This is a genomic window from Extibacter muris (genome assembly GCF_004345005.1).
Taxonomy (GTDB): domain Bacteria; phylum Bacillota; class Clostridia; order Lachnospirales; family Lachnospiraceae; genus Extibacter; species Extibacter muris.
In genome coordinates this window covers 194,008-213,404 of the sequence record NZ_SMMX01000005.1, presented here as the reverse complement: position 1 = coordinate 213,404, position 19,397 = coordinate 194,008, and the positions used below count along the sequence as shown (strand labels likewise).

The following is a 19,397-nucleotide window of genomic DNA, read 5'->3' as shown; positions in this document are numbered from 1 at the left end:
TCGAATAGTCGGTGGTGGGACAGAAAGCCTTTATTTACGGGCTTTTCCGGCACCGGTGCCTCTGGATTGCATTATCATTGCATTTTTATATTTCCTGTGATAAGAAGCGGTGAACTGATTATGCGTGTAATCAGCTACGCTTTCCGTAGCAGGCGTGAAGTTAATAACTCCGCCTAACATTTTAGCAACCTCAAAGTTGCTGTTAGGATATAGATGTCCATAGGTCCCTAAAGTCGTCTGGATTTTTTCGTGGCCAAGACGGTCTTTGATGATCAATGGATTCACCCCCATGCTGATTAATAGTGCAACATGTGAATGACGAATATCATGCAAGCATATTCTTTTTACTCCCGAAGCCTTGATACCTCTGATAATCTCATGCTCCATATAGGATTTTGTAAAGCGGAACATTCTTTCGTCTGCCATAATTCCATACAAATGTGAAATATACTCTTTTAATTCTTCCGTCAAAAATGGCGGTATTGTTATAATTCGTTTGCTCTTTGGTGTTTTGGGCGGCGTGATAATATCCCTGCCCTCTATCCGCTGATAAGACTTGTTTATGGAAATTGTGCGCTTCTCCAAATCAATGTCATTATAAGTTATAGCAAGTAATTCCCCAATCCTCATGCCTGTCCGGTAAAGGAGCAGAAACGCCATTTTTGTTTCCGGCTTGTTCTCCACAGTCACAAGAAACTGTTTAAATTCCTGTCTCGTCCAAAACTCCTTTTCCCCGGCGTGGCTCTTTCCGATACTTCCAGCTTTTCTGCATGGATTGTCTTTCAAGTCATAATATCGAACCGCATAATTGAAGATTGCCGACAACTGATTATGCAGCGTTTTCAGATAGGTCTGTGAGTACGGTTTTTTCTTATCATCACGATAGGCAAGCATTTCATTCTGCCAAGTGATAATCTCCTTTGTGGAAATCTCGCTGATTTTCAACTTGCCGAAAAAGGGCAGTATCTTCGTGCGGATAATATGCTCCTTTGTCAGCCAAGTGTTTTCTTTCAGACGGTTTTTCACATCATTGATATACAATTCGGTAAAGGCTTCAAAACTCATATCAAGGTCGGAAGAAGTCTGCAACTGAAACATTCGCTCCCATTCCTGTGCTTCTTTCTTTGTGGCAAATCCACGCTTGCATTTCTGCTTGCGTTCGCACTTCCAATTCACATAGCGAGCCATCACATACCAAGTGCCGTTGTCCTCATTTTTAAATACGGGCATTATTTCATCTCCTTTCCTGCTCCGTAGAGCCTTTCATAAAAATACTGGCGGTTTACACGCCCTGCAATCGTAACAAAGCCCTTTGCTTTCAATTATACTATTTGCAGATACATAAACAAGGAGTGAAACATATATGGCTATTGGCGAAAGAATACATTTTTTCAGACTTATGCGTGGAATGACACAGAAGTATCTCGGTACTGCTGTCGGCTTCCCCGAAAGAAGTGCTGATGTCCGTTTGGCACAGTATGAAACAGGCTCACGCAAACCAAAAGCTGACTTAACAGCAGCTTTGGCACAGGTACTTGATGTTGCACCACAGGCTCTTGATGTTCCCGACATTGACAGCTACATCGGACTTATGCACACCTTATTTACCCTTGAGGACATTTACGGTCTGACTGTCAGCGAAACAGACGGCGAAGTCTGTCTGAAAGTCAACAAGGATAAAAGCAAGGACGCTGCTGAGTTACTGAAAATGCTCTATGCTTGGAAAGAGCAAGCGGACAAGCTATCTGCTGACGAAATCGACAGAGAACAGTACGACCAATGGCGTTACCATTATCCAAACTACGACACCACACAGCGATGGGCGAAAGTGCCATCTCAGGAATTGAGCGATGCTTTGCTGGAGCAATTCAAAGACCAACTTAATGATAAGTAAAGGAGTTGATAAAAAATGCCAGTTGTTCCTATCTATCTTGATATAGACGAAAAAACATACGCAGGTGTTAAAGCAGGTGTTTTAGAGCTATGTGGTTTAGCCAAAAAAGTAGATAACAAAAGAGTTGCCAAACATATTCCTGCGGTTGCTGATGCAGCCAAAGAGGGCGCATCTAAAGCTGTCGATTTTATCCGAGTACATCAAAAAGGAACTATCATAGTTGGTGGTGTCCTTGTCATAGGCGGTGCAGTCGCTGGCACAGTCGGATATATAGCACATAGAAAGCAGCGAAAACTCGACAAACAATTTGGAACGGCTTTACAAGAATATTTAGATTCTGCTCGAAATGGAACTTTAAGTATCGAAATCTTAGATACTCTTATTTGTTCCATTGAAACTATTGAAAAGGACAGTCCGAAAAAATCTATTAACTTTAACATTTCAATGGCTCAATTTGGTGACTTGATAAATTGCATATTCGATTATACTAAGCGTTTGGCTGAAGCTAATAATATTAGCACACAGTCTATAAACCGACCAAAATATTTCAAAAAGAAAACTGCAGACGATTTGAAATATTATTTGAATATGCAAAAACATATTTTTGAACAAGCCGCATAAGAACGACAAAACGCCCTTAGCCGTGTTACCCACAGCTAAGGGCGTTTTAATATGGATTGTTATATCAGAAAGCCATTTTTCTTTTACCCACAAACCAGTGGATTACAAGAATAATCGCTCTGATATAACTGTTATCAAATTGTTATCAAAAGACTTCTCCGAGTGCCGCAAACCCGCATAAACACTGGATTTTACGACCTCTCGGTTTATTCGAGCTCTATCGTCCCCGGTGGCTTCCCCGTGCAATCATACAGCACCCGGTTCACATGCGCCACCTCATTCACAATCCGGCTCGTCACCTTCTGCAGCACGCTCCACGGTATCTCCGCCGCCTCCGCCGTCATGAAGTCAACCGTATTCACCGCCCGTAGCGCCACCGCATAGTCATACGTTCTTTCATCGCCCATGACTCCGACGCTCCTCATATTCGTGAGTGCGGCAAAATACTGTCCGATTCCCTTATCAAGACCGGCGTTCTGAATCTCTTCCCGGTAGATTGCATCCGCATCCTGGACCATCTTCACCTTCTCGGCAGTCACTTCTCCCACTATGCGGACACCAAGCCCAGGCCCAGGGAACGGCTGACGGAACACGAGGTACTCCGGTATCCCCATTTCCAGCCCGGCCTTGCGGACCTCATCCTTGAAGAGATCTCTGAGCGGCTCGATAATCTCCTTAAAATCCACATAATCCGGCAGGCCGCCCACATTGTGGTGGGATTTGATGACGGCGGATTCTCCGCCGAGACCACTTTCCACTACGTCCGGGTATATCGTCCCCTGTACGAGGAAGTCTACAGCGCCGATTTTCTTCGCCTCTTCCTCAAACACACGAATAAATTCTTCACCGATAATCTTCCGTTTCTCTTCCGGCTCTGCCACTCCGGCAAGCTTTCCATAGAACCGTTCCTGTGCATTGACGCGCACGAAGTTGAGGTCATAATTGCCCTCCGGCCCGAAGACTGCTTCTACTTCGTCGCCTTCATTCTTCCGGAGCAGGCCGTGATCTACGAACACGCACGTGAGCTGGCTTCCGATTGCCTTGGAGAGCATGACTGCTGCCACAGAGGAATCCACGCCCCCTGAGAGGGCGCAGAGCACCTTGCCGTCTCCGACTTTTTCACGGATAGTTCTGATGGACTCTTCCACGAAGGAGTCCATCCTCCAGTCACCGGCGCATCCGCACACGCCATGTACGAAGTTGGACAGCATCTTCGTGCCTTCCACTGTGTGGAGCACTTCCGGGTGATACTGGATTGCATATAGCTTCTCCGCCTCGTTCTCTGCCGCTGCCACTGGACAGTCCGCCGTATGGGCAGTAATCTCGAATCCGGGCGCTGCCTTTGAGATAGAGTCGAAGTGGCTCATCCAGCATATGGTCGGGGATACGACTTCCTCAAATACTTTAGAATCCATCTTATCTATTATCACTTCCGTCTTGCCGTATTCCCTGACATCCGCCCTTTCTACCTTGCCGCCAAGCACATGCATCATGAGCTGTGCGCCGTAGCAGAGGCCGAGCACCGGTATTCCAAGCTCAAACAGCTCTCTGCTGCAGGTCGGCGAATCCGCCTCATAGCAGCTGTTCGGGCCGCCCGTCAGGATGATGCCCATCGGGTTCATCTCTTTTATCTTGCCTATATCTGTTTTATAAGAGTAGATTTCACAATATACATTGCACTCTCTGACGCGGCGGGCTACAAGCTGGTTGTACTGGCCGCCGAAATCTATCACTATCACCAATTCTCTCTTCACAAGAAGTTCCTCCTATGTCTAAACTATTTTTCAATTATATACGAGCCCCCTTGTATTTACAAGGGTAACCTGTAACTTTAGGAAGATTATACGATGGCTTTTTTCTTCCAGCTCCCGCGGAAATAACGGATGACAAAGCAGACCGCGCGGAATATCCAGTCGATGACCATCGCCACCCAGATGCCGAATACGCCGAGTCCCAGGTATTTGCCGAGAACGTAGCTGAATATGATACGGAATATCCACATGGACAGGATGGAAATGTACATACAGGCCTTCGCGTCCCCCGACGCCCGGAACGTAGCCGGCAGAATAAAGGATACCGGCCATATGAGGATGGCGCTGATTCCGTGGAAATACAATATCTGCCTCGTGACTACTGCGGTCATGTCCGACAGATGGTATGCCTTGAGAATTAGCGGAAGGATGAGGAAGATAGCTCCCACTGTCACTACCATGCAGACATGGGTAATCCGTATGAGCTTCTTATTATAATAGCGGACCTGTTCATAGTCGCCTGCACCTACGCAACGTGCGATGACCGTGGTGGCCGCAAGCGTCATCGCCATGCCCGGAAGTATCTGGAACAGCGCCACGGCATTGGATACCGCATTGGCGGCGATGGCATACGTGCCGAACGTCGATACGAGGCTCAGCACGAGTATCTTGCCGAGTTGGAACATGCTGTTCTCAAGCCCGTTAGGGATGCCGATGCTTAGTATCTTTTTGACGAGCCTCCAGTCGGGACGGTAACGCAGCGTCTTTTCTACATGCAGCGTCCTCTTCTCATTCACCAGCAGCGCCATGATGAGCACCGCAGCCACGATACGGGACACGAGCGTCGGTATGGCGACGCCTTCCGTCCCCCTGTGGAAGCCGTAGATCAGCACGGCGTTACCTGTCACGTTGATAATGTTCATCACGATGGAGACCTGCATGGACACATTGGAATTGCCCATGGCCCGGAAGATAGCCGCTCCGCCGTTGTACAGCGCCATGAACGGAATGGAGGCGGTCACGATCATCAGATATGTATTGGCATGGCCCATGACGTCCTGCTCTATCTTTCCAAAGACGCCGTGCAGTATGAGATACTTGCACGCGTACACGACTATGGTTATGGCGACTGCGCTAATCGTGATAAACCAGACAAGCTGTGTCGCTGCCTTGCACGCCTGCTTCTTATTCTTCTGGCCGAGGTACTGTCCGGCTACGACCGCCCCGCCCGTCGCCAGTGCTCCGAAGAGGTTGATGAGCAGCACCATAATCTGGTCTACGAGAGATACGCCCGACACGGCCGGCTCTCCCACGCTTGCAATCATAATAGAATCCGCCATACCGACGAGCACTGCCAGAAGCTGCTCGATGATAAGCGGAAGAATCAATGCCAGGAGCGTCTTATTGTCAAAGAGATAGCCGCTCCTGCCTGCCTTTCCTTTATTTTCCATAATAAAAAACTCCTCACCGTATATCCTGCCTCGCATCGTCTGCGCGGCACATATATACTTACCAGACATTTACGGCCCGGTAACTATATATTATACGCCGAGGGGTTTCCTCCTTCAAGTGCTATATTACGCCGCGATGTATTTTTCGATATCATGCCAGAGCTCGTCACAGCTGTCATGATAGACTTGCAGCTCAATCTTATTCTTTAGTCCGAGATTCATAAGTCCTAATATAGACTTTGCGTCTACGATGAATCTGCCACGCTTCATATCCATATCATAAGGATACTTGCCCACCTTGTTAACAAAGTCTAAGACATCGTCAGGTCTTTGAAATACCACTGTCTTTCTACTCATAATAATCTCTCCTTACCTTTTTAATCTATGCGCACCGAACGTTGAATGTTCAATGAGCTTTTCAATATCTAGTCCATATGTTCCATTTTATTATTGCCATGTTACCATATATTGTTTCATTAAAAAGGTGGAAATTTTTCAAAAAGGTAGAAATATTTAGCAGGATTTGTCCAGATTTCGACATTTTTCTACCCTAATTATTCAACTTCCGATATTCTGCAGGCGTCACTCCCACCTCATCCCTGAATACCTTGCTCATGTATTTCGGGTCCGTATAGCCGGCAAGGTCTGCTATCTGGTTCAGCTTCAGGGTTGTCTGAAGAAGCAGCTCTTTCACCCTCTCTATCCGGTAGCCGCGGATCGTCTCTGTAAATGTCCTGCCCGTCTCTTTCTTGAACTGGGCGCTTAGGTATTCTTCCGATACACACAGCTTACGTGCAATCTCTTCCAACGTAATCCCCTGGTTATAGTACTCCTGTATGAGCTGCGCCGCACGCTGCACCATAAGGCTCGTGGCCTCCTCTTCCCGGTGGAACCTGAGCCCTTCAAAGAACTGGCGGTACGCTTCCCCTATCTGCTCCCACGTATAGGCGCGAGTTATCTTATTCATGATGTCCTGGGTCGATATATCCTCAGACACTTTGCCCGCCTCTTTGGCCGTATGGTACACTGCCATGCAGTAGCGGGTGCAGGCTTCTTTTATCTCCTTCGGTGCGTGCACAGCCGCCAGGAAATATTCTTTCAGCCGCTTCGTGCACGCTTCAAACTCCGCCTTGTTGTTGGAGACGATTGCCTGCCTGGCCTGCGTCTCTATGTCCACCGGATACTTGACCGGTACAGGCTCCGTCTGTCCTATCCGGGTCTCGCTGATGAGCGTTTCCCGTCCAAGGACGAGATTCCATTCCAGAGTCTCCCTCATCTTCGCCAGCGCCGGATTCACTCCCGCCAGACCTTCGCATGACTGCCAGACAGCCGTGATGCTGCCTTTTACCTGGCCGCAGAGCATAGGCATGACGGCTTTTTGAAAATACTGCCGCAGCTCTTCTTTATCGTCCGTCTTATAGAGAAGCATGATGACGCTTTCTCTCTCCTCAAGCTCCAGCAGGCAGGAGGAAAACGTACCCTTGTGGATGCCCGTCTCTTCCAGCAGCGACCGGACCGTATCATGGTAGACGGCGTAGCAGCCGCTGAGCTTGACAAGCAGAACCGTAATCTCCTCGTCCGGAGCGATACGGAAGTGTTCTTCCAATGTGATATCCGTCTGTCTGTCAGACTTGAACTGCCCCGTCGCGCTGCGGTAAAATATATTTTCCAGCGTGAAGAACTCCTCCTTGCTCTGCTGCTCTATGAGCGTTCTCTCCACCTGTTCCAGCGCCCGCTTCAGCTCCGGGATCTTGATCGGCTTCAGCAGGTAGTTCTCAATTCCAAGCTCGATCGCTATCTTGGCATAAGAGAAGTCCGAATATGCAGACAAGACGATGGCTTTGCAGTTCATCCCCTTTTCCCGGACCTTTGCAAGCATCGTAAGCCCGTCCATGTCCGGCATATGAATATCCATGATGACGAGATCGGGGGTTACCCTCTCGATCAGCTCCAGCCCCTGCAGTCCGTTTTCTGCCGTACCCGCAAGCTCATATTCAGGATTGATCTTTTCCAGCAGCTTGCTCATGCCGTTCCTGATTGGCGCCTCGTCTTCTACCACTACGATTTTCATGCCCGTGTTCCTCCTTCCCCGGCGGGTACCGCCGGAATAAACAGGTGTACCTTCGTATAGGAGCCAGGCCTGCTCTCAAAATAGATATCGGCCTGCTCCCCGTAATATAACCTGAGCCGCTTTCTGACATTCGTAATTCCAAGATGGTTCCCGGCATATTCCGTATCATTCTCCAGTTCCTGAGAATTAAGCCCCGCAAGCGTGGAGGCGGCTATGCCTGTCCCATTGTCCGTGATGATGATGTGGATCTGGCTTTCTGTACTGCGCATGGTGATGTCAATCCTGCACTCCCCTTCTTTGTGCTTCATTCCGTGCTTGATGGCATTTTCCACAAAAGGCTGCAGCAGCAGCTTATGTATGCGGCAGCCTCTCAGGCTGTCCGGCACATCCAGCCGAACCAGCATCTCTTTGCCCGCCTTGGCGCTCTGCAATATGATATACTGGCGGAGCCAGTACAGTTCCTGCTCTATGGACGTCTCGCCCCCTGCGTTCTTAACCGTGTACCTCAGGATGTCCGCCAGCGCTCCCACCATCCCGCTGATTTCAAACTCGCCTCTTTCAATGGCCTTCCAGTTGATGGTATCCAGCGTATTATAGAGGAAATGTGGATCGATCTGGGCCTCCAAAGCGGACAGCTCCGCATTCTTCTGTTCCAGGATAGCGGCTTTCACCTGGTCGATGAGCATCTCGATGTGCTTTACCATCTCATTGAAGCCGCTGGAATTCTTCCCACGTCCCGGGTACGGACAGGCCTGCTTCTTCAAACATATCGGCGTTATAGAACAGGGCGGTACAGTTGAGCCCCGCCGGAAGCCCGCGCGTGCGCCCCTCTACCGTACATGGCTCCACTGCCGATGGCAGATACTGCCCCAGCTCTTGGATCTCATCCGTCAGATCCACGAACGGCTGCATGGAATGAAAAAACTGGAAATCGACAGAATCGACAAGCGCGATGTCCGGCGTCTTGCTATCCGCTATGCTAAGCGCAAGTTCTTTTTTGAAGTCCGCGTCAGGTATATACCTTGTCTTAACCCGGACGGCATCCTGGGACTGGTTATAGCCATCCACAAGCGATTCCAGCGTTCTCCTCTGATGCGGAAGGTCCCAGTAATGCCAGAGGACAATCTCTGCCTTCTTCTTCGCTTCCGCTTTTTCTTCACCTTTACATCCTGTAATACCGCATGCTGCAGCCACCACTGTGAGCAGGCAGGCCAGAATTACAGATGCAGGCTTTCCTGTTCTTCTCAATACCGTATCTCCTTCATTCGTACACAAGTCCGTTTCAGTATATGTATGTATTATACCATACTTTCACTGTGAACGCATTGTTCCTCATCGTGGCGGCTATGCAGATACTTTTCACGCGTAGCCATCCCGCCGCGGATATGGCGCTCAGACTTGTTCATGTCCAGCACCTTGCGCGCCTGGTTAGCCAGAGCCGGATTGATCTGTAAGAGCCGCTCCGTCACATCCTTATGTTTCGTCGTGATGAATTAGAACGGTTTCGTCCAAGCCCAAATCCCCAAGCAAACGCAGGTAAATATCCACATTCCCGTCTTTATCCACTTCGATTTTCTGGATAATGCGTTTCAGCTGGGCATTGGTCATCTGGTGTACATCTGTTATATCCTCAATCTCTTTGAATGTCCTTCCGAGGACGCTTTCCAATTGTTCCCCTTTGGTAAGATGATACGCTACCATCTTCAGTTCGTTTTCCAGCCGTTCAATTTCTTTTCTCATGCCGCCGATTTTATCATTCAGTTCCTCCCGGGTAATAAGATCGTCTGTGTACATATCCATGTATTTCTGACGCATCTTTTGAAGCTTTTGAAGTTGGGCATTTAGCTCTTTTTCGTAATTCAAGTTCTCGTCTTTCGCCTTGTAAACCCGCTGGAATTCGCTTGTCACATGGCGAATGACATTTTTCTTTGCTTTCAGCAGTCCTGAAAAATATTCGGACAAGACTTCAATCAGTTCTTCCTCATCTACCGTCTGGGCATTCGGGCAACTATCGGCGCCACGTCCGTTATGACCAGAGCAGACCCAGCGAATATAAGTATTCTTATAGGTACGAACGGTTCGCCTGAAAGACCATCCGCATTCCTTACATTTGATAAGTGTAGAAAAAAGATATTTATTGCTTTGTCTTTCTTTATCCAGCTTAAAGGTTTTGCTTCTGAACTGCAATATCTCCTGTGCCTTTTCATACATTTCCGGATCAATAATCCGCAAATCCGGACGTTCTACCACCATCCACTCTGTTTCATCTTTATCCGTTCTCTGTCCGGTCAGGAAATCAGCTACTTCCTGCTTACCATTGATGATTTTACCGGTATAAAGCTCATTTGTCAGAATCCGGCAAGTTGCATTCTGACTCCACTGGCAATTACGCTTTGTTCGGATACCCTTGGCATTCAGCATATTTGCAATTTTAGCGGCACCATATCCCTCTTCGATATACCATCGATAAATCTGCCGGATAACAGCTGCTTCTTCCTCATTGATTGCCAAATTGAAATAATCGCCAATGGTTTTATCATATCCGTACACAATATTCGGAACCCGTCCTTTTTCCGCATTCATTTTCTTACCGAACTTCACACGTTTAGAAGTATTGGCGCTTTCCTCCTGTGCCAGCGCACCGAAAATCGTCAGGACAAATTCACTATTTCCCATGCTGGTCATATTGGCTGTCAGGAACTGCGTTTCGATGCCCAAGGCTTTCAGCTTGCGGACGTTCTGCAGAAGATCAACCGTATTTCTTGCAAAACGGGAGATGTCCTTTACAACCACCATATCAAACAGTCCATGCTCTGCATCTGCCATCATGCGTAAAAATTCTTTACGATTTTTGATTTTTGTGCCTGAAATTCCTTCGTCAGCATATAATCTTACTAAGTTGTCACCGGTACGCTGGGTGTACTCAGAGAAAAATTCTTTTTGTGCTTCCAGACTGTTGAGCTGGTCGGCTTTATCAGTGGAAACTCGGCAATAGGCAGCTATATTCATATCCGATACCTTTCTGTTATAACTAAACCGTTCTGTTACATCCTTATTATATCTCAAACTCGCTATTTGTAAAGTAAAAAAAACAAGGTATTACCAAATTTTTCAGCAATACCTTGTTAACGCTATTCAAATAAATTTTTTTAAGCACAATCTCTTAATCTAAAAATTGATACTAATCAAATACAATCTCCTCTTGATTTGTATTATATACATCAATTTGATTTTCAACATCAATCTCTGATACAATCCATCCTCTCAAGGTACATGCTTTAATAAAATCTTCTATTCTATTTATACCATTAACTTCTCTCAGCGTAATTACAGCACCAAAATTTAAATCTTTTTCCATCTGAGAAGATAAACGTTCTTTAGAAATCACTGATATTCCCCACAAGCGCTCACCATAAGATACTATTGGACGATTAGCCTTTAGCACCTTGGAAATAAATTTTGTATTTTCCCATTTTCTAAATTCTTTTCTTGATTGACGTTCATCTGCATGTAGTCCTTCTTCGTCCTGTATATTTTCATTTATATCATCTATTTGCCCATTAGGTTTTACTCGTCCAAACTTCATCGATAATTCTCGGTTAGTATAATCGACCCCTTGTGCTCTACTACAATCTGGGAAATAACACATCGTTGCTCTTGCTATATATGGATATTTATTTTCATCATCTCTTGGAACCGGAATTGCATAATTTGTTGTTTTGTATGACTGTGATGTCCCATAAACAATAAACCTTATTTCTCTACTCTCAGAAGACAGTATTCTAGATATGTCTATAGGAATAACACCATATCCTAAAATATCTTTGTTTTTATATGCACCTAATTTATATTCCCATCCTGCAGCAGAGTCTATTATAAGAGCTTTTGCCACCTCTCTTGGTAAACCCACAACATCAATTAAATAACATAACTTTCTACTAATCCATGGTGCTGCAAAAGAAGTCCCATATTCATTCATTTCTCCATTTGAAGTATAAACCTTAATTCTTTCGTTATAATCTCCACCATAGTATGAAACATCAGGTTTATTAAAAAAAGACAAAATATTACCTTTTCTTGAATAACTTGCTGGAGTTCCATCCCGACGAACTGAATTAACTACTATTGAATTAAGTGAATCTGCTGGCGAACCAACTCTCAATATTCCATTTTTTGTGCTACGATTATCATTAGTTCCCGAAATAACGAAAACAATATTCTTCTGAGCTTGTAACTCATCTAATACTGCTGCGTCATACGATATAAAATTTTTTGACACCTCATCGTCTGTTCCTAAAGAAAGATTCCACACATGAATATCAGAATTGTTTGCAATAATTTCCTTAATTTTTTTCATCAACTTTACTGTAGATATTCTCTCAGCACAAACTCCAAAATGTCTAACCTTAAATCTTCCGCATCCGTCATCTAACCAAGGATTCAATCTTGGTCCATCCACTATTATGGAAGAAATTGCCGTTCCATGAGTTCTATCTTTCCCCTTATCCATCAACTTTTCTATTTCATCCAAATAATCAACGTTTTCAACCCAATTACCAAAATATACATTTTCGTCAAACAAGGTATCAATGACTCCTATGGTAGGTTCATGAGCCGGATCAGGGATAATTATCTCTTCTTCTGCATTATCTTCTTTTATATCTGCCAATGTAATTTTCGAAAAATCAGATGATACCATCGAAATAAGATATGGTACATTTGTTTCTAAAAAATTATATAATTCTTTATTTACAGAAATCGTATCATCACCATAAAAATAATATTGATGCTTTATATCATCAACTTTGAGTTTTTCCAAGAGTTTTGCAACAGACAGTTCTGTCTTATAAAATGTTACAAGGAACGACTCTTTATCTGGAACATTAGAAATATGTGGCACTGAAAGCGATTCAACCACTGAACAATCTACTATAAAATCGCGGATCTTACTTTTTGAAAGTTCATACCCCTCATACTTTAACTTATTATCAGGTTCATTAAAATTGCTTGCAGTAGCCTTCCCATTCAACTTATTTTGTAAAAACTTTTTTACTTTCTTTAAATTTTCTATTGTATTTTCTATGGTCATTCTATCCACATAATAGGTTATAATATGATTTTCTTGACCTTCTGGAGCATCTGAAAATCTTGCTCCCACTACCATATCATTAGTTTTCTTCCCTGATGGTTTTAATAACGCCTGCACTCTATTAGATTTTGCTATAATATCGTTATAATTTACATCAACTAAAATATTTTCTAAAAATTGGGGAGAATTTTTATAAAATCGTAATATAGTTCGCAAATCATCACATATACTGTCAATCTTATCAATTGAAGTTTCTGCATGTGCTCTTAAATTTCTTGCGTTCGGACGTTGATTATTCTTCTCATTTGAGAATTTCAATTTCACTTGTAAAATCTTATTCATTTACTCTTCCCTCAACTTTCTCGAAACGCTACTTTTAGGTACTCTGGATAGAATTTCTATTTCCCTAACTGTATATCCCTCTTCGCTCAATTTTTGAAGTTGCATTTCCTCATTTGTCGGATTCAATGCGAGATAAATTTTCCGCAAATAGTCGTACTCATTTGTCTCGTCACTAAATGCTACAGCCGTTTTAATTATTTGTTTTAAGTCTCCAGGATATGGAATTTCCTTTAGATTTTTCAAAATCTTATTAAACAATCTAATATCTTTTCGTAAATTACTTGCTTTTTTCAGGCTCGTTGTCAACATAGAATCTGCAATTTCAATAAGATCCTCTTTACTATAACGGTTAAATGATATTGTTGCATCAAATCTACGTACGACTGCCTTGTCAAATTTTTCAAATAAATTTGTGGTTGCAATCAGTACAATATTTTCATTAAGTTCTTCTAACTCTCTAATGAAAACTGAGGTAACTCGTCCCATTTCTCTTAAATCATTGCTATTGATTCTATCTAAAACTAATGAATCAATTTCATCAAATACAATAATTACCTTCCCATATTGCAAATGATTAATTTCGTCAAATAGTTTTGCAACATTTTTTGCAGTTTCCCCAAGCCTACTGTCGATAAGTTGTTCAAAATCAACAGACAAAATATCTCGTTCTAATATTCTTGCAATCTGATACGCCGACTCTGTTTTTCCTGTACCCGGCTTTCCATAAAAAAGGAATTTAGACAAACCTACTTTATTACTTATAGCTTTTGTAATACCAATAATATCTTGTTCTATAACATCTGGCAAAATCAATGGATTGGTCGAATAATTTACTTTTCTTAAATAGTTTAAATTTTTATAACTTGCTTGTGGCACATAAAAATTCGCCGTAGAAATCAATTCCATAAGATACTGTGCTACCGCGTTATCTCCTTTAGCATCAAAAGCACGAGCGATTGTTGCAACTTCGTTAATAAATGCATCATCTTTTTTTTCTACATGATATTTAACTAAATTGATTAGATTTTGTTTTTTCATCGCTTTCACCTCTGTAAATACCATACCAAACATTGGGACAAAAGTCAATATATTTGGGACATATTGTTCTTTTTACAATTTGACTTTTCGTAAGAAAAATGGTTTATTCACCAAAAATGCCCTTACATAATATCATACCAAATATGCTTCTATAACCTTTGTATCCTCAGGAAGCTCATCTGCAGCTTCCTGTATCGCCTGTTCCACTTTCCCCTCATTCGCTTCAATCAATACCTTTAACAAATAGTCGGCGGTCACTTCCGCTGTGTTCGGATTATGAAACCTGTAATTAAGCTTTCTCTTTTTCATAGCGGAACTTCCACCTCCTCCCATATCTCCTTGTCCATAACTATGAAAACATTTTGTAAAATAGTCCTGTTAAATGTTCAATACCTCCTGTGAATGAAATATGCCCGACAAGGAAGAAGCTGCAACGAAGTCCGGCAACGGACGTAAAAAAACGCAGATTCCTGTTTTGTCAGGCAGTTATGGTTGTATCTGTTACTGTTTTCTTTTTTTATTATTATTTGGTTGTTATGGTTGCCAGTACAGCAAATACCCTGTAAAATCAGGGGATTTCTCTGACAACACGCCCTGCAACGAAACATAAACCAGACCTGCAACCCGTCCCTATTTTTCAAAGACAAGTTCCATCTGACAGGCTTCTTCCTCTGTCAGTTCCGTAAAGCCATCTGTCCCGTTCCCGGACAGATTGTCAGTGCCGGTTGCACGTTCCCAGCCTTTCTGTCTGCCATAGCTGGGAAACCGTCTCGGATTCTTAAATGCCTGCCAACCGGAAACAGAGTGGTTCATAATATCGTTGATTTCCCGGATTTCCCATTGCTTCGGTTCTTCAAAGGCATGGTTCAGGGCTTCTTTGTAAAGCTGTTTGGAGCAGACCATATTTCCCTTAAAATCATCCAGAAATTCCTGTATCATGCCAGCCTTTGTATCTTCCGGCATAAAATAGCCTGATATTCTTTCAGATAGTCCTGCATGGCAGGGGAAAAAGAAAGGGGATAGTCCCCGCTTCGGTAGATACTCATTGCTTCCGCCCACATCTGCCCGATATATTCCCTTGAACCAGCTTCATCCGCAAGGATATGAACCTCTGCTTTGACCGGCTCTACCATGACCGGCAGGAAACGCCTGTTTCCGGTTCTGTCGAGGGGCAGGAAGTCTATGGTGTTTGACGTTCCACCAAACACGCACTGACGCATACGGTCAGCCGGGTGCGTATCATAGGGAACTTTGTAGACTTCCTTTGACCGGCTCAGAAAAGACTTGATTTCCTCTATGCTCTTTGCATTAACGGTAGCAAGCATTTCCGACATTTCAATAATCCAATGTCCCTGCAATTTGCGGTAAACATTGTCATCATCCAGCTTCTTCAAATCATCTGTAAACCAGTCATCTTTGACTGCAAGTAGACGGAAAAAAGTGGATTTTCCGGCACCCTGACCGCCCACCAGACAGAGCATGACCTCAAATTTACATCCCGGCTCAAATACCCGGCGGATTGCCCCCAGCATGAAAAGCTGTAACGCTTCCCGGCAGTAATTACTTTCTTCCGCACCAAGAAAATGGGAGAGGGCATGACCGATACGCTCTTTTCCATCCCAGCAGAGGGAATTTAAGTAGTTCCTTATCGGGTGGTAGCGGTTCTGATCGGCTGTCAGCCGGATTGCTTTCTGGATATTTTTCTCACTGGTAAGACCGTAATTCTTTTCCAGATAATACATAAAATAGCATATATCAGTGTCTGTAAGAGCAGGGGAATTTTTCTCCCACCACAGCGGCTTTCCAATGTCCACACGCTCTGTCAGCAGGTTATAGCGGACTGCATGAAACAATACCGGGTCAGACTGAAAGACCGTCAGGCAGTTCCCAATCGTATTCTTCACATTCCCTTTATCGTTCCTCTCCAGCATATCCCAGACTTCTGCCACGTTCCCTGCCGGTTCGGTATCCCCTAATGTCGGCAATGCTGTTTCTTCTCCGTTTTCTGTTGATTTCTGATAACCGTTCTCCAAGTTTTCTGACCTCCTTTCCATGCTCCCGCACAATCCATTCTTTTTCTTCCTTATCCCCGAAAAGGAGCATATCCAGAAGATATTCGATATAAGAAGTCCGCTGTAATACTTCAATAAACAGCGGATTCCACTCGTCATCTTCCGGTTTGGGCGCATATTTTTCTTTCCACTCATACAAAGAGTAGAGATAGTCGCACAGCATCCGGTAACAGTCCCGTTCTTCCTGTCTGGACTGTTTTTCCTGTGCCAGTTTTAACCGGACAGATTCTTTCGGGGACGCTCTGCCTCTGCTGTCATAAGCGATGAAAAAATCGTCCGCCAGTTTTTCAGCCGCTTCTTTCAATCCAAGTCCGAACAGCCGGGCACTAAAGTCAATCACATCCCCGTCTGCTCCGCAGCCGAAGCAGTGAAAACGCTTATCCAGTTTCATGCTGGGATTTTTGTCATTGTGGAACGGGCAGACCGCCATTCCGTTTCTGTTTACCTTTATTCCGTAATGTTCCGCAGCCTGCCTTGTCGTGACGGACTGCTTTACTGCTTCAAACACATTCAAATCAATACCTCCAAAATAAAAAGGCACTCATCATTCTCAATCGAAAATGGTAAGTGCCTGTTAAAGTTCCATATCCTGTTTTCTGTGTGGCAGCGTATTTTTCCTTTCCGCTTCCCGCCGGGCAATATCAGCCTGATTTTTATGCAGCTTATCAAGGATAGAAGTTCTGGCTTTTTCCTTAATCTGCTCTGTATTTGCTTTCCTGACTTCCGGCTTCATCAGCGTAGCCTTAATCGCTGTCATTGCTGTCTGCATGGCTTTTGTGATTTTGGTAACCACACCGTCCAGACGGGCGGCGGCATAGTCCTTTTCTTTCTGGGAAGCCTTACGCTCCGGGGAGAGTACCCATGCTTTGGACTGCTCCACCATTTTAATATCCTGCCTGTGCGTTTCCACCCGGACAGTATCACTCACAACCTCCACCGCCTTGTCATAGGCAATTTCGGAAACATCATCAATAAGGGATTCCACATCACCAAGCTTCAATGTCAATTCTTCCAGTTTCCCTTCTTTCTCCTGAATCACTGCGTCCTGTTTTTCAATCCGGCTTTGCTGGGACTGCAATGCTTTTCGCTGCTGATACATCATTTCGCTCTGTGATTGAATGGATTTTTTCTGGCTTTGAAGAAAGGTTTCCTGCGACCGAATCTGACTGTACTGCTTCGCCATTTCTTCCTTTTGTTTCGATAAAATAAAGTCCTGCTTCTCCAGATATTTGCGACCACCGTATTCCGGTTCTTCCTCCAAATGAAGTCCATGTTTTTTACATATATCAAAGAGCATGGTCCGGCAGGCAGCGTCAAAAGTCATTTTCCTGTTATTGTACCGGCTTGATTTTTTGTCCGGCTCCGGCAGTTCAAAGCCGAGGGTTTCCAGAGCCTTTTCCTGCTGTGGGCAAAGCTCCCCGTACTGGTTTTCACAGTCAAAAACATGGCGTTCATGGATATGGGGCGTACTTTCATCAATGTGCAGTGCCCAGTCCAGAATGTGGACATGGGAGCCGAAGCGTTCCTCAAATTCTGCAAAAAACTCTGTCGCAATTATCAGAAGTGTTTCTGCCGGAACGTGTTCTTCTTTCATTCCGATTTGCAGTAAACTTTCCTCCGGGCAGGTCTTTTTATTTTTAAGGATTTCATCTGTTGTGCGGTTCCGTTCTGTGTGGCGGTTCTTTTCATTCCGGGCATTCTGCCCGACTGTATAATCCATATAGCGGTTGTGATAATAAAGCTGTTCAACTTCCTCAAAAGTGGAAGCCATTTCGATTTCATCACTGTTCTTTTCCGCAAGCCGGCGATACCCGTTATAGCAGTCCCAATAAACATTTCTTTCTGCCCGTTCCCCGTCAATGTGTTCGCTATGGCTCACATCAAAACTGCGGTCATTGTGCTTCGGATTGTAAACGCCATGCTTCCCGGCACGCCCGTTGTGTTTCGTCAATTTCAAACTTTTTCCCTCCGTTTCTTCAAGATTTCCCCCACAAGGGGAAAGTGACAGCTATGCGGTCACTGGCAGCGAAGCTACTTTTTGCTGTGCTTTTGCGTCAGATAATACCCAGTATGGAGCGACGCAGGCATCACTCCTACTGGGCAAGGCTGCCGCCCTTGACCCGCACAGGGATATTGCATTCCCTGTACCCTTGCACAAAGGGCTTGCCGCCCTCTGCACTCCCGCCCGAAAAAGCCGAATCCTGCAATTTTCCCAGTGGCTCGTTCTCGCTTTTTTCAAAGTCCTTTAATGGAAACTTCTGAAAAAAAGAGACCACCTTACTTTCCAGTAAAATGGTCTGTTTAAAAAATTCACAAATATTCATTTTCAAAGCATAACCTGTTCTATACTAAAGGGTGAATTTATTTACTAATTTCATCAATGTCAAGAGAATATCCCATGACTTCTCCGACATCAGTAATTTTTCCTTTGACGATAATAGTATCTCCTATGGACATATCCATAATCACAGTCTTTTGGTCATCATTTTTTATATAGCATTGAACTCCCATAATTGCAAACTCATCATCGACAGGCGTAATAGAAATATATTTTCCACTGCTATCAATTACGTTTAATCTTCCAGTCAACTCTACATATTGTTTCTCATATTTGTCAGTTGCTTTCATAGCGTTGGATTTTAAATCATCCATAAGCTCAGAAACATCATAAGCGGTATAACTGATTTCTTCATCTACTTCCTTTTGGCTTGAATCTTTGCTGTCTGCAACATTATCATTTGTAGTTGTATTATTTTCGTTGCTTACAGTATTAGATGATTCATTTTTCCCCCCAGCACTGCCTATTGCTCCAATAACAATCAAAACTACAAGAACACTAAACCAAGGACGCTTATAAATTGGTTTTTTGTTTTTACCCCCACATTTTGGACATACTTTTGCTCCTGCCGCAATTTCCTCACCACAGTGTTTACATGTGACTAATTTAGGTTGCTTTTCCATTTTAGAAATTCCTCCTTAGATAAAGTGTACTTTTTCGCAACTAATTTGAAGAATGGTTTTTCATCAGAATTTCTTTATATTATCCTTGCTTTTTAGCTGTTTTTTGG

Annotated in this window: 16 protein-coding genes and 3 pseudogenes; 2 read left to right on the top strand and 17 right to left on the bottom strand. The window is 44.1% G+C overall.

The features are described 5' to 3' along the window. Positions 1–174: 174 nt before the first annotated feature. Positions 175–1,230 (bottom strand): annotated as a pseudogene (locus tag E1963_RS08175) (site-specific integrase); the annotation flags it as partial. Between the two features lie 133 nt (positions 1,231–1,363). On the opposite strand from E1963_RS08175, the gene E1963_RS08165 reads away from it, so the two are divergent. Next, positions 1,364–1,894, top strand: coding sequence for a helix-turn-helix domain-containing protein (locus E1963_RS08165; protein ID WP_132276996.1), 531 nt, complete (start codon positions 1,364–1,366; stop codon positions 1,892–1,894). Between the two features lie 15 nt (positions 1,895–1,909). Further along, on the top strand, positions 1,910–2,515 hold the full coding sequence (locus E1963_RS08160; protein ID WP_132276994.1) for a hypothetical protein: 606 nt from the start codon (positions 1,910–1,912) through the stop codon (positions 2,513–2,515). Between the two features lie 206 nt (positions 2,516–2,721). Here the strand turns inward: E1963_RS08160 and guaA are convergent, their stop codons facing one another. From guaA to E1963_RS08090, 16 genes and pseudogenes are all read right to left on the bottom strand, one after another. Beyond that, a complete protein-coding gene (gene guaA / locus E1963_RS08155; RefSeq protein WP_132276992.1) occupies positions 2,722–4,269 on the bottom strand; it encodes a glutamine-hydrolyzing GMP synthase in 1,548 nt (515 codons plus the stop codon). A gap of 86 nt (positions 4,270–4,355) precedes the next feature. Beyond that, positions 4,356–5,717 (bottom strand): MATE family efflux transporter, encoded by a 1,362-nt coding sequence (locus E1963_RS08150; RefSeq protein WP_132276990.1) that lies wholly within the window; start codon positions 5,715–5,717, stop codon positions 4,356–4,358. 126 nt (positions 5,718–5,843) lie between these two features. Continuing rightward, positions 5,844–6,074: an HPr family phosphocarrier protein gene (locus tag E1963_RS08145; protein WP_066572140.1), complete on the bottom strand. Its 231-nt coding sequence runs from the start codon at positions 6,072–6,074 to the stop codon at positions 5,844–5,846. Positions 6,075–6,267: 193 nt separating this feature from the next. Continuing rightward, positions 6,268–7,788: a response regulator transcription factor gene (locus tag E1963_RS08140; protein ID WP_132276988.1), complete on the bottom strand. Its 1,521-nt coding sequence runs from the start codon at positions 7,786–7,788 to the stop codon at positions 6,268–6,270. Next, positions 7,785–8,552, bottom strand: a complete 768-nt coding sequence (locus tag E1963_RS08135) for a sensor histidine kinase (protein ID WP_243117638.1) — start codon at positions 8,550–8,552, stop codon at positions 7,785–7,787. The genes E1963_RS08140 and E1963_RS08135 overlap by 4 nt, the downstream gene beginning before the upstream one ends. Next, complete coding sequence (locus tag E1963_RS08130) at positions 8,494–9,036, bottom strand: ABC transporter substrate-binding protein (RefSeq protein WP_243117637.1); 543 nt, start codon at positions 9,034–9,036, stop codon at positions 8,494–8,496. The genes E1963_RS08135 and E1963_RS08130 overlap by 59 nt, the downstream gene beginning before the upstream one ends. Positions 9,037–9,086: 50 nt before the next feature. Continuing rightward, positions 9,087–9,275: pseudogene (locus E1963_RS08125) on the bottom strand (sporulation transcriptional regulator SpoIIID); the annotation flags it as partial. Beyond that, the gene (locus tag E1963_RS08120) at positions 9,262–10,797 is read right to left on the bottom strand and encodes a recombinase family protein (protein ID WP_132276982.1); all 1,536 of its coding nucleotides are present in this window, start codon (positions 10,795–10,797) and stop codon (positions 9,262–9,264) included. The gene E1963_RS08120 and the pseudogene E1963_RS08125, both read right to left, overlap by 14 nt. 172 nt (positions 10,798–10,969) lie before the next feature. Further along, positions 10,970–13,219: a S8 family peptidase gene (locus E1963_RS08115; RefSeq protein WP_132276980.1), complete on the bottom strand. Its 2,250-nt coding sequence runs from the start codon at positions 13,217–13,219 to the stop codon at positions 10,970–10,972. Then, positions 13,220–14,257 carry an ATP-binding protein gene (locus E1963_RS08110; protein WP_132276978.1) on the bottom strand — a complete coding sequence of 346 codons (1,038 nt, stop codon included), beginning with the start codon at positions 14,255–14,257 and terminating at the stop codon, positions 13,220–13,222. A gap of 132 nt (positions 14,258–14,389) precedes the next feature. Continuing rightward, positions 14,390–14,566, bottom strand: a complete 177-nt coding sequence (locus E1963_RS19645; protein ID WP_167482144.1) for a hypothetical protein — start codon at positions 14,564–14,566, stop codon at positions 14,390–14,392. 321 nt (positions 14,567–14,887) lie between these two features. Next, positions 14,888–16,188, bottom strand: a pseudogene (locus tag E1963_RS08105) (virulence-associated E family protein). Next, positions 16,169–16,843, bottom strand: coding sequence for a CHC2 zinc finger domain-containing protein (locus E1963_RS08100; protein WP_132276976.1), 675 nt, complete (start codon positions 16,841–16,843; stop codon positions 16,169–16,171). Before E1963_RS08100 ends, E1963_RS08105 begins: the two are co-directional and overlap by 20 nt. Before the next feature lie 60 nt (positions 16,844–16,903). Continuing rightward, positions 16,904–18,286, bottom strand: coding sequence for a serine/arginine repetitive matrix protein 2 (locus E1963_RS08095; protein ID WP_132276974.1), 1,383 nt, complete (start codon positions 18,284–18,286; stop codon positions 16,904–16,906). Positions 18,287–18,422: 136 nt separating this feature from the next. Then, complete coding sequence (locus E1963_RS19640; RefSeq protein ID WP_167482138.1) at positions 18,423–18,659, bottom strand: hypothetical protein; 237 nt, start codon at positions 18,657–18,659, stop codon at positions 18,423–18,425. Between the two features lie 31 nt (positions 18,660–18,690). Beyond that, complete coding sequence (locus tag E1963_RS08090) at positions 18,691–19,290, bottom strand: zinc ribbon domain-containing protein (protein WP_167482143.1); 600 nt, start codon at positions 19,288–19,290, stop codon at positions 18,691–18,693. Positions 19,291–19,397 lie beyond the last annotated feature (107 nt).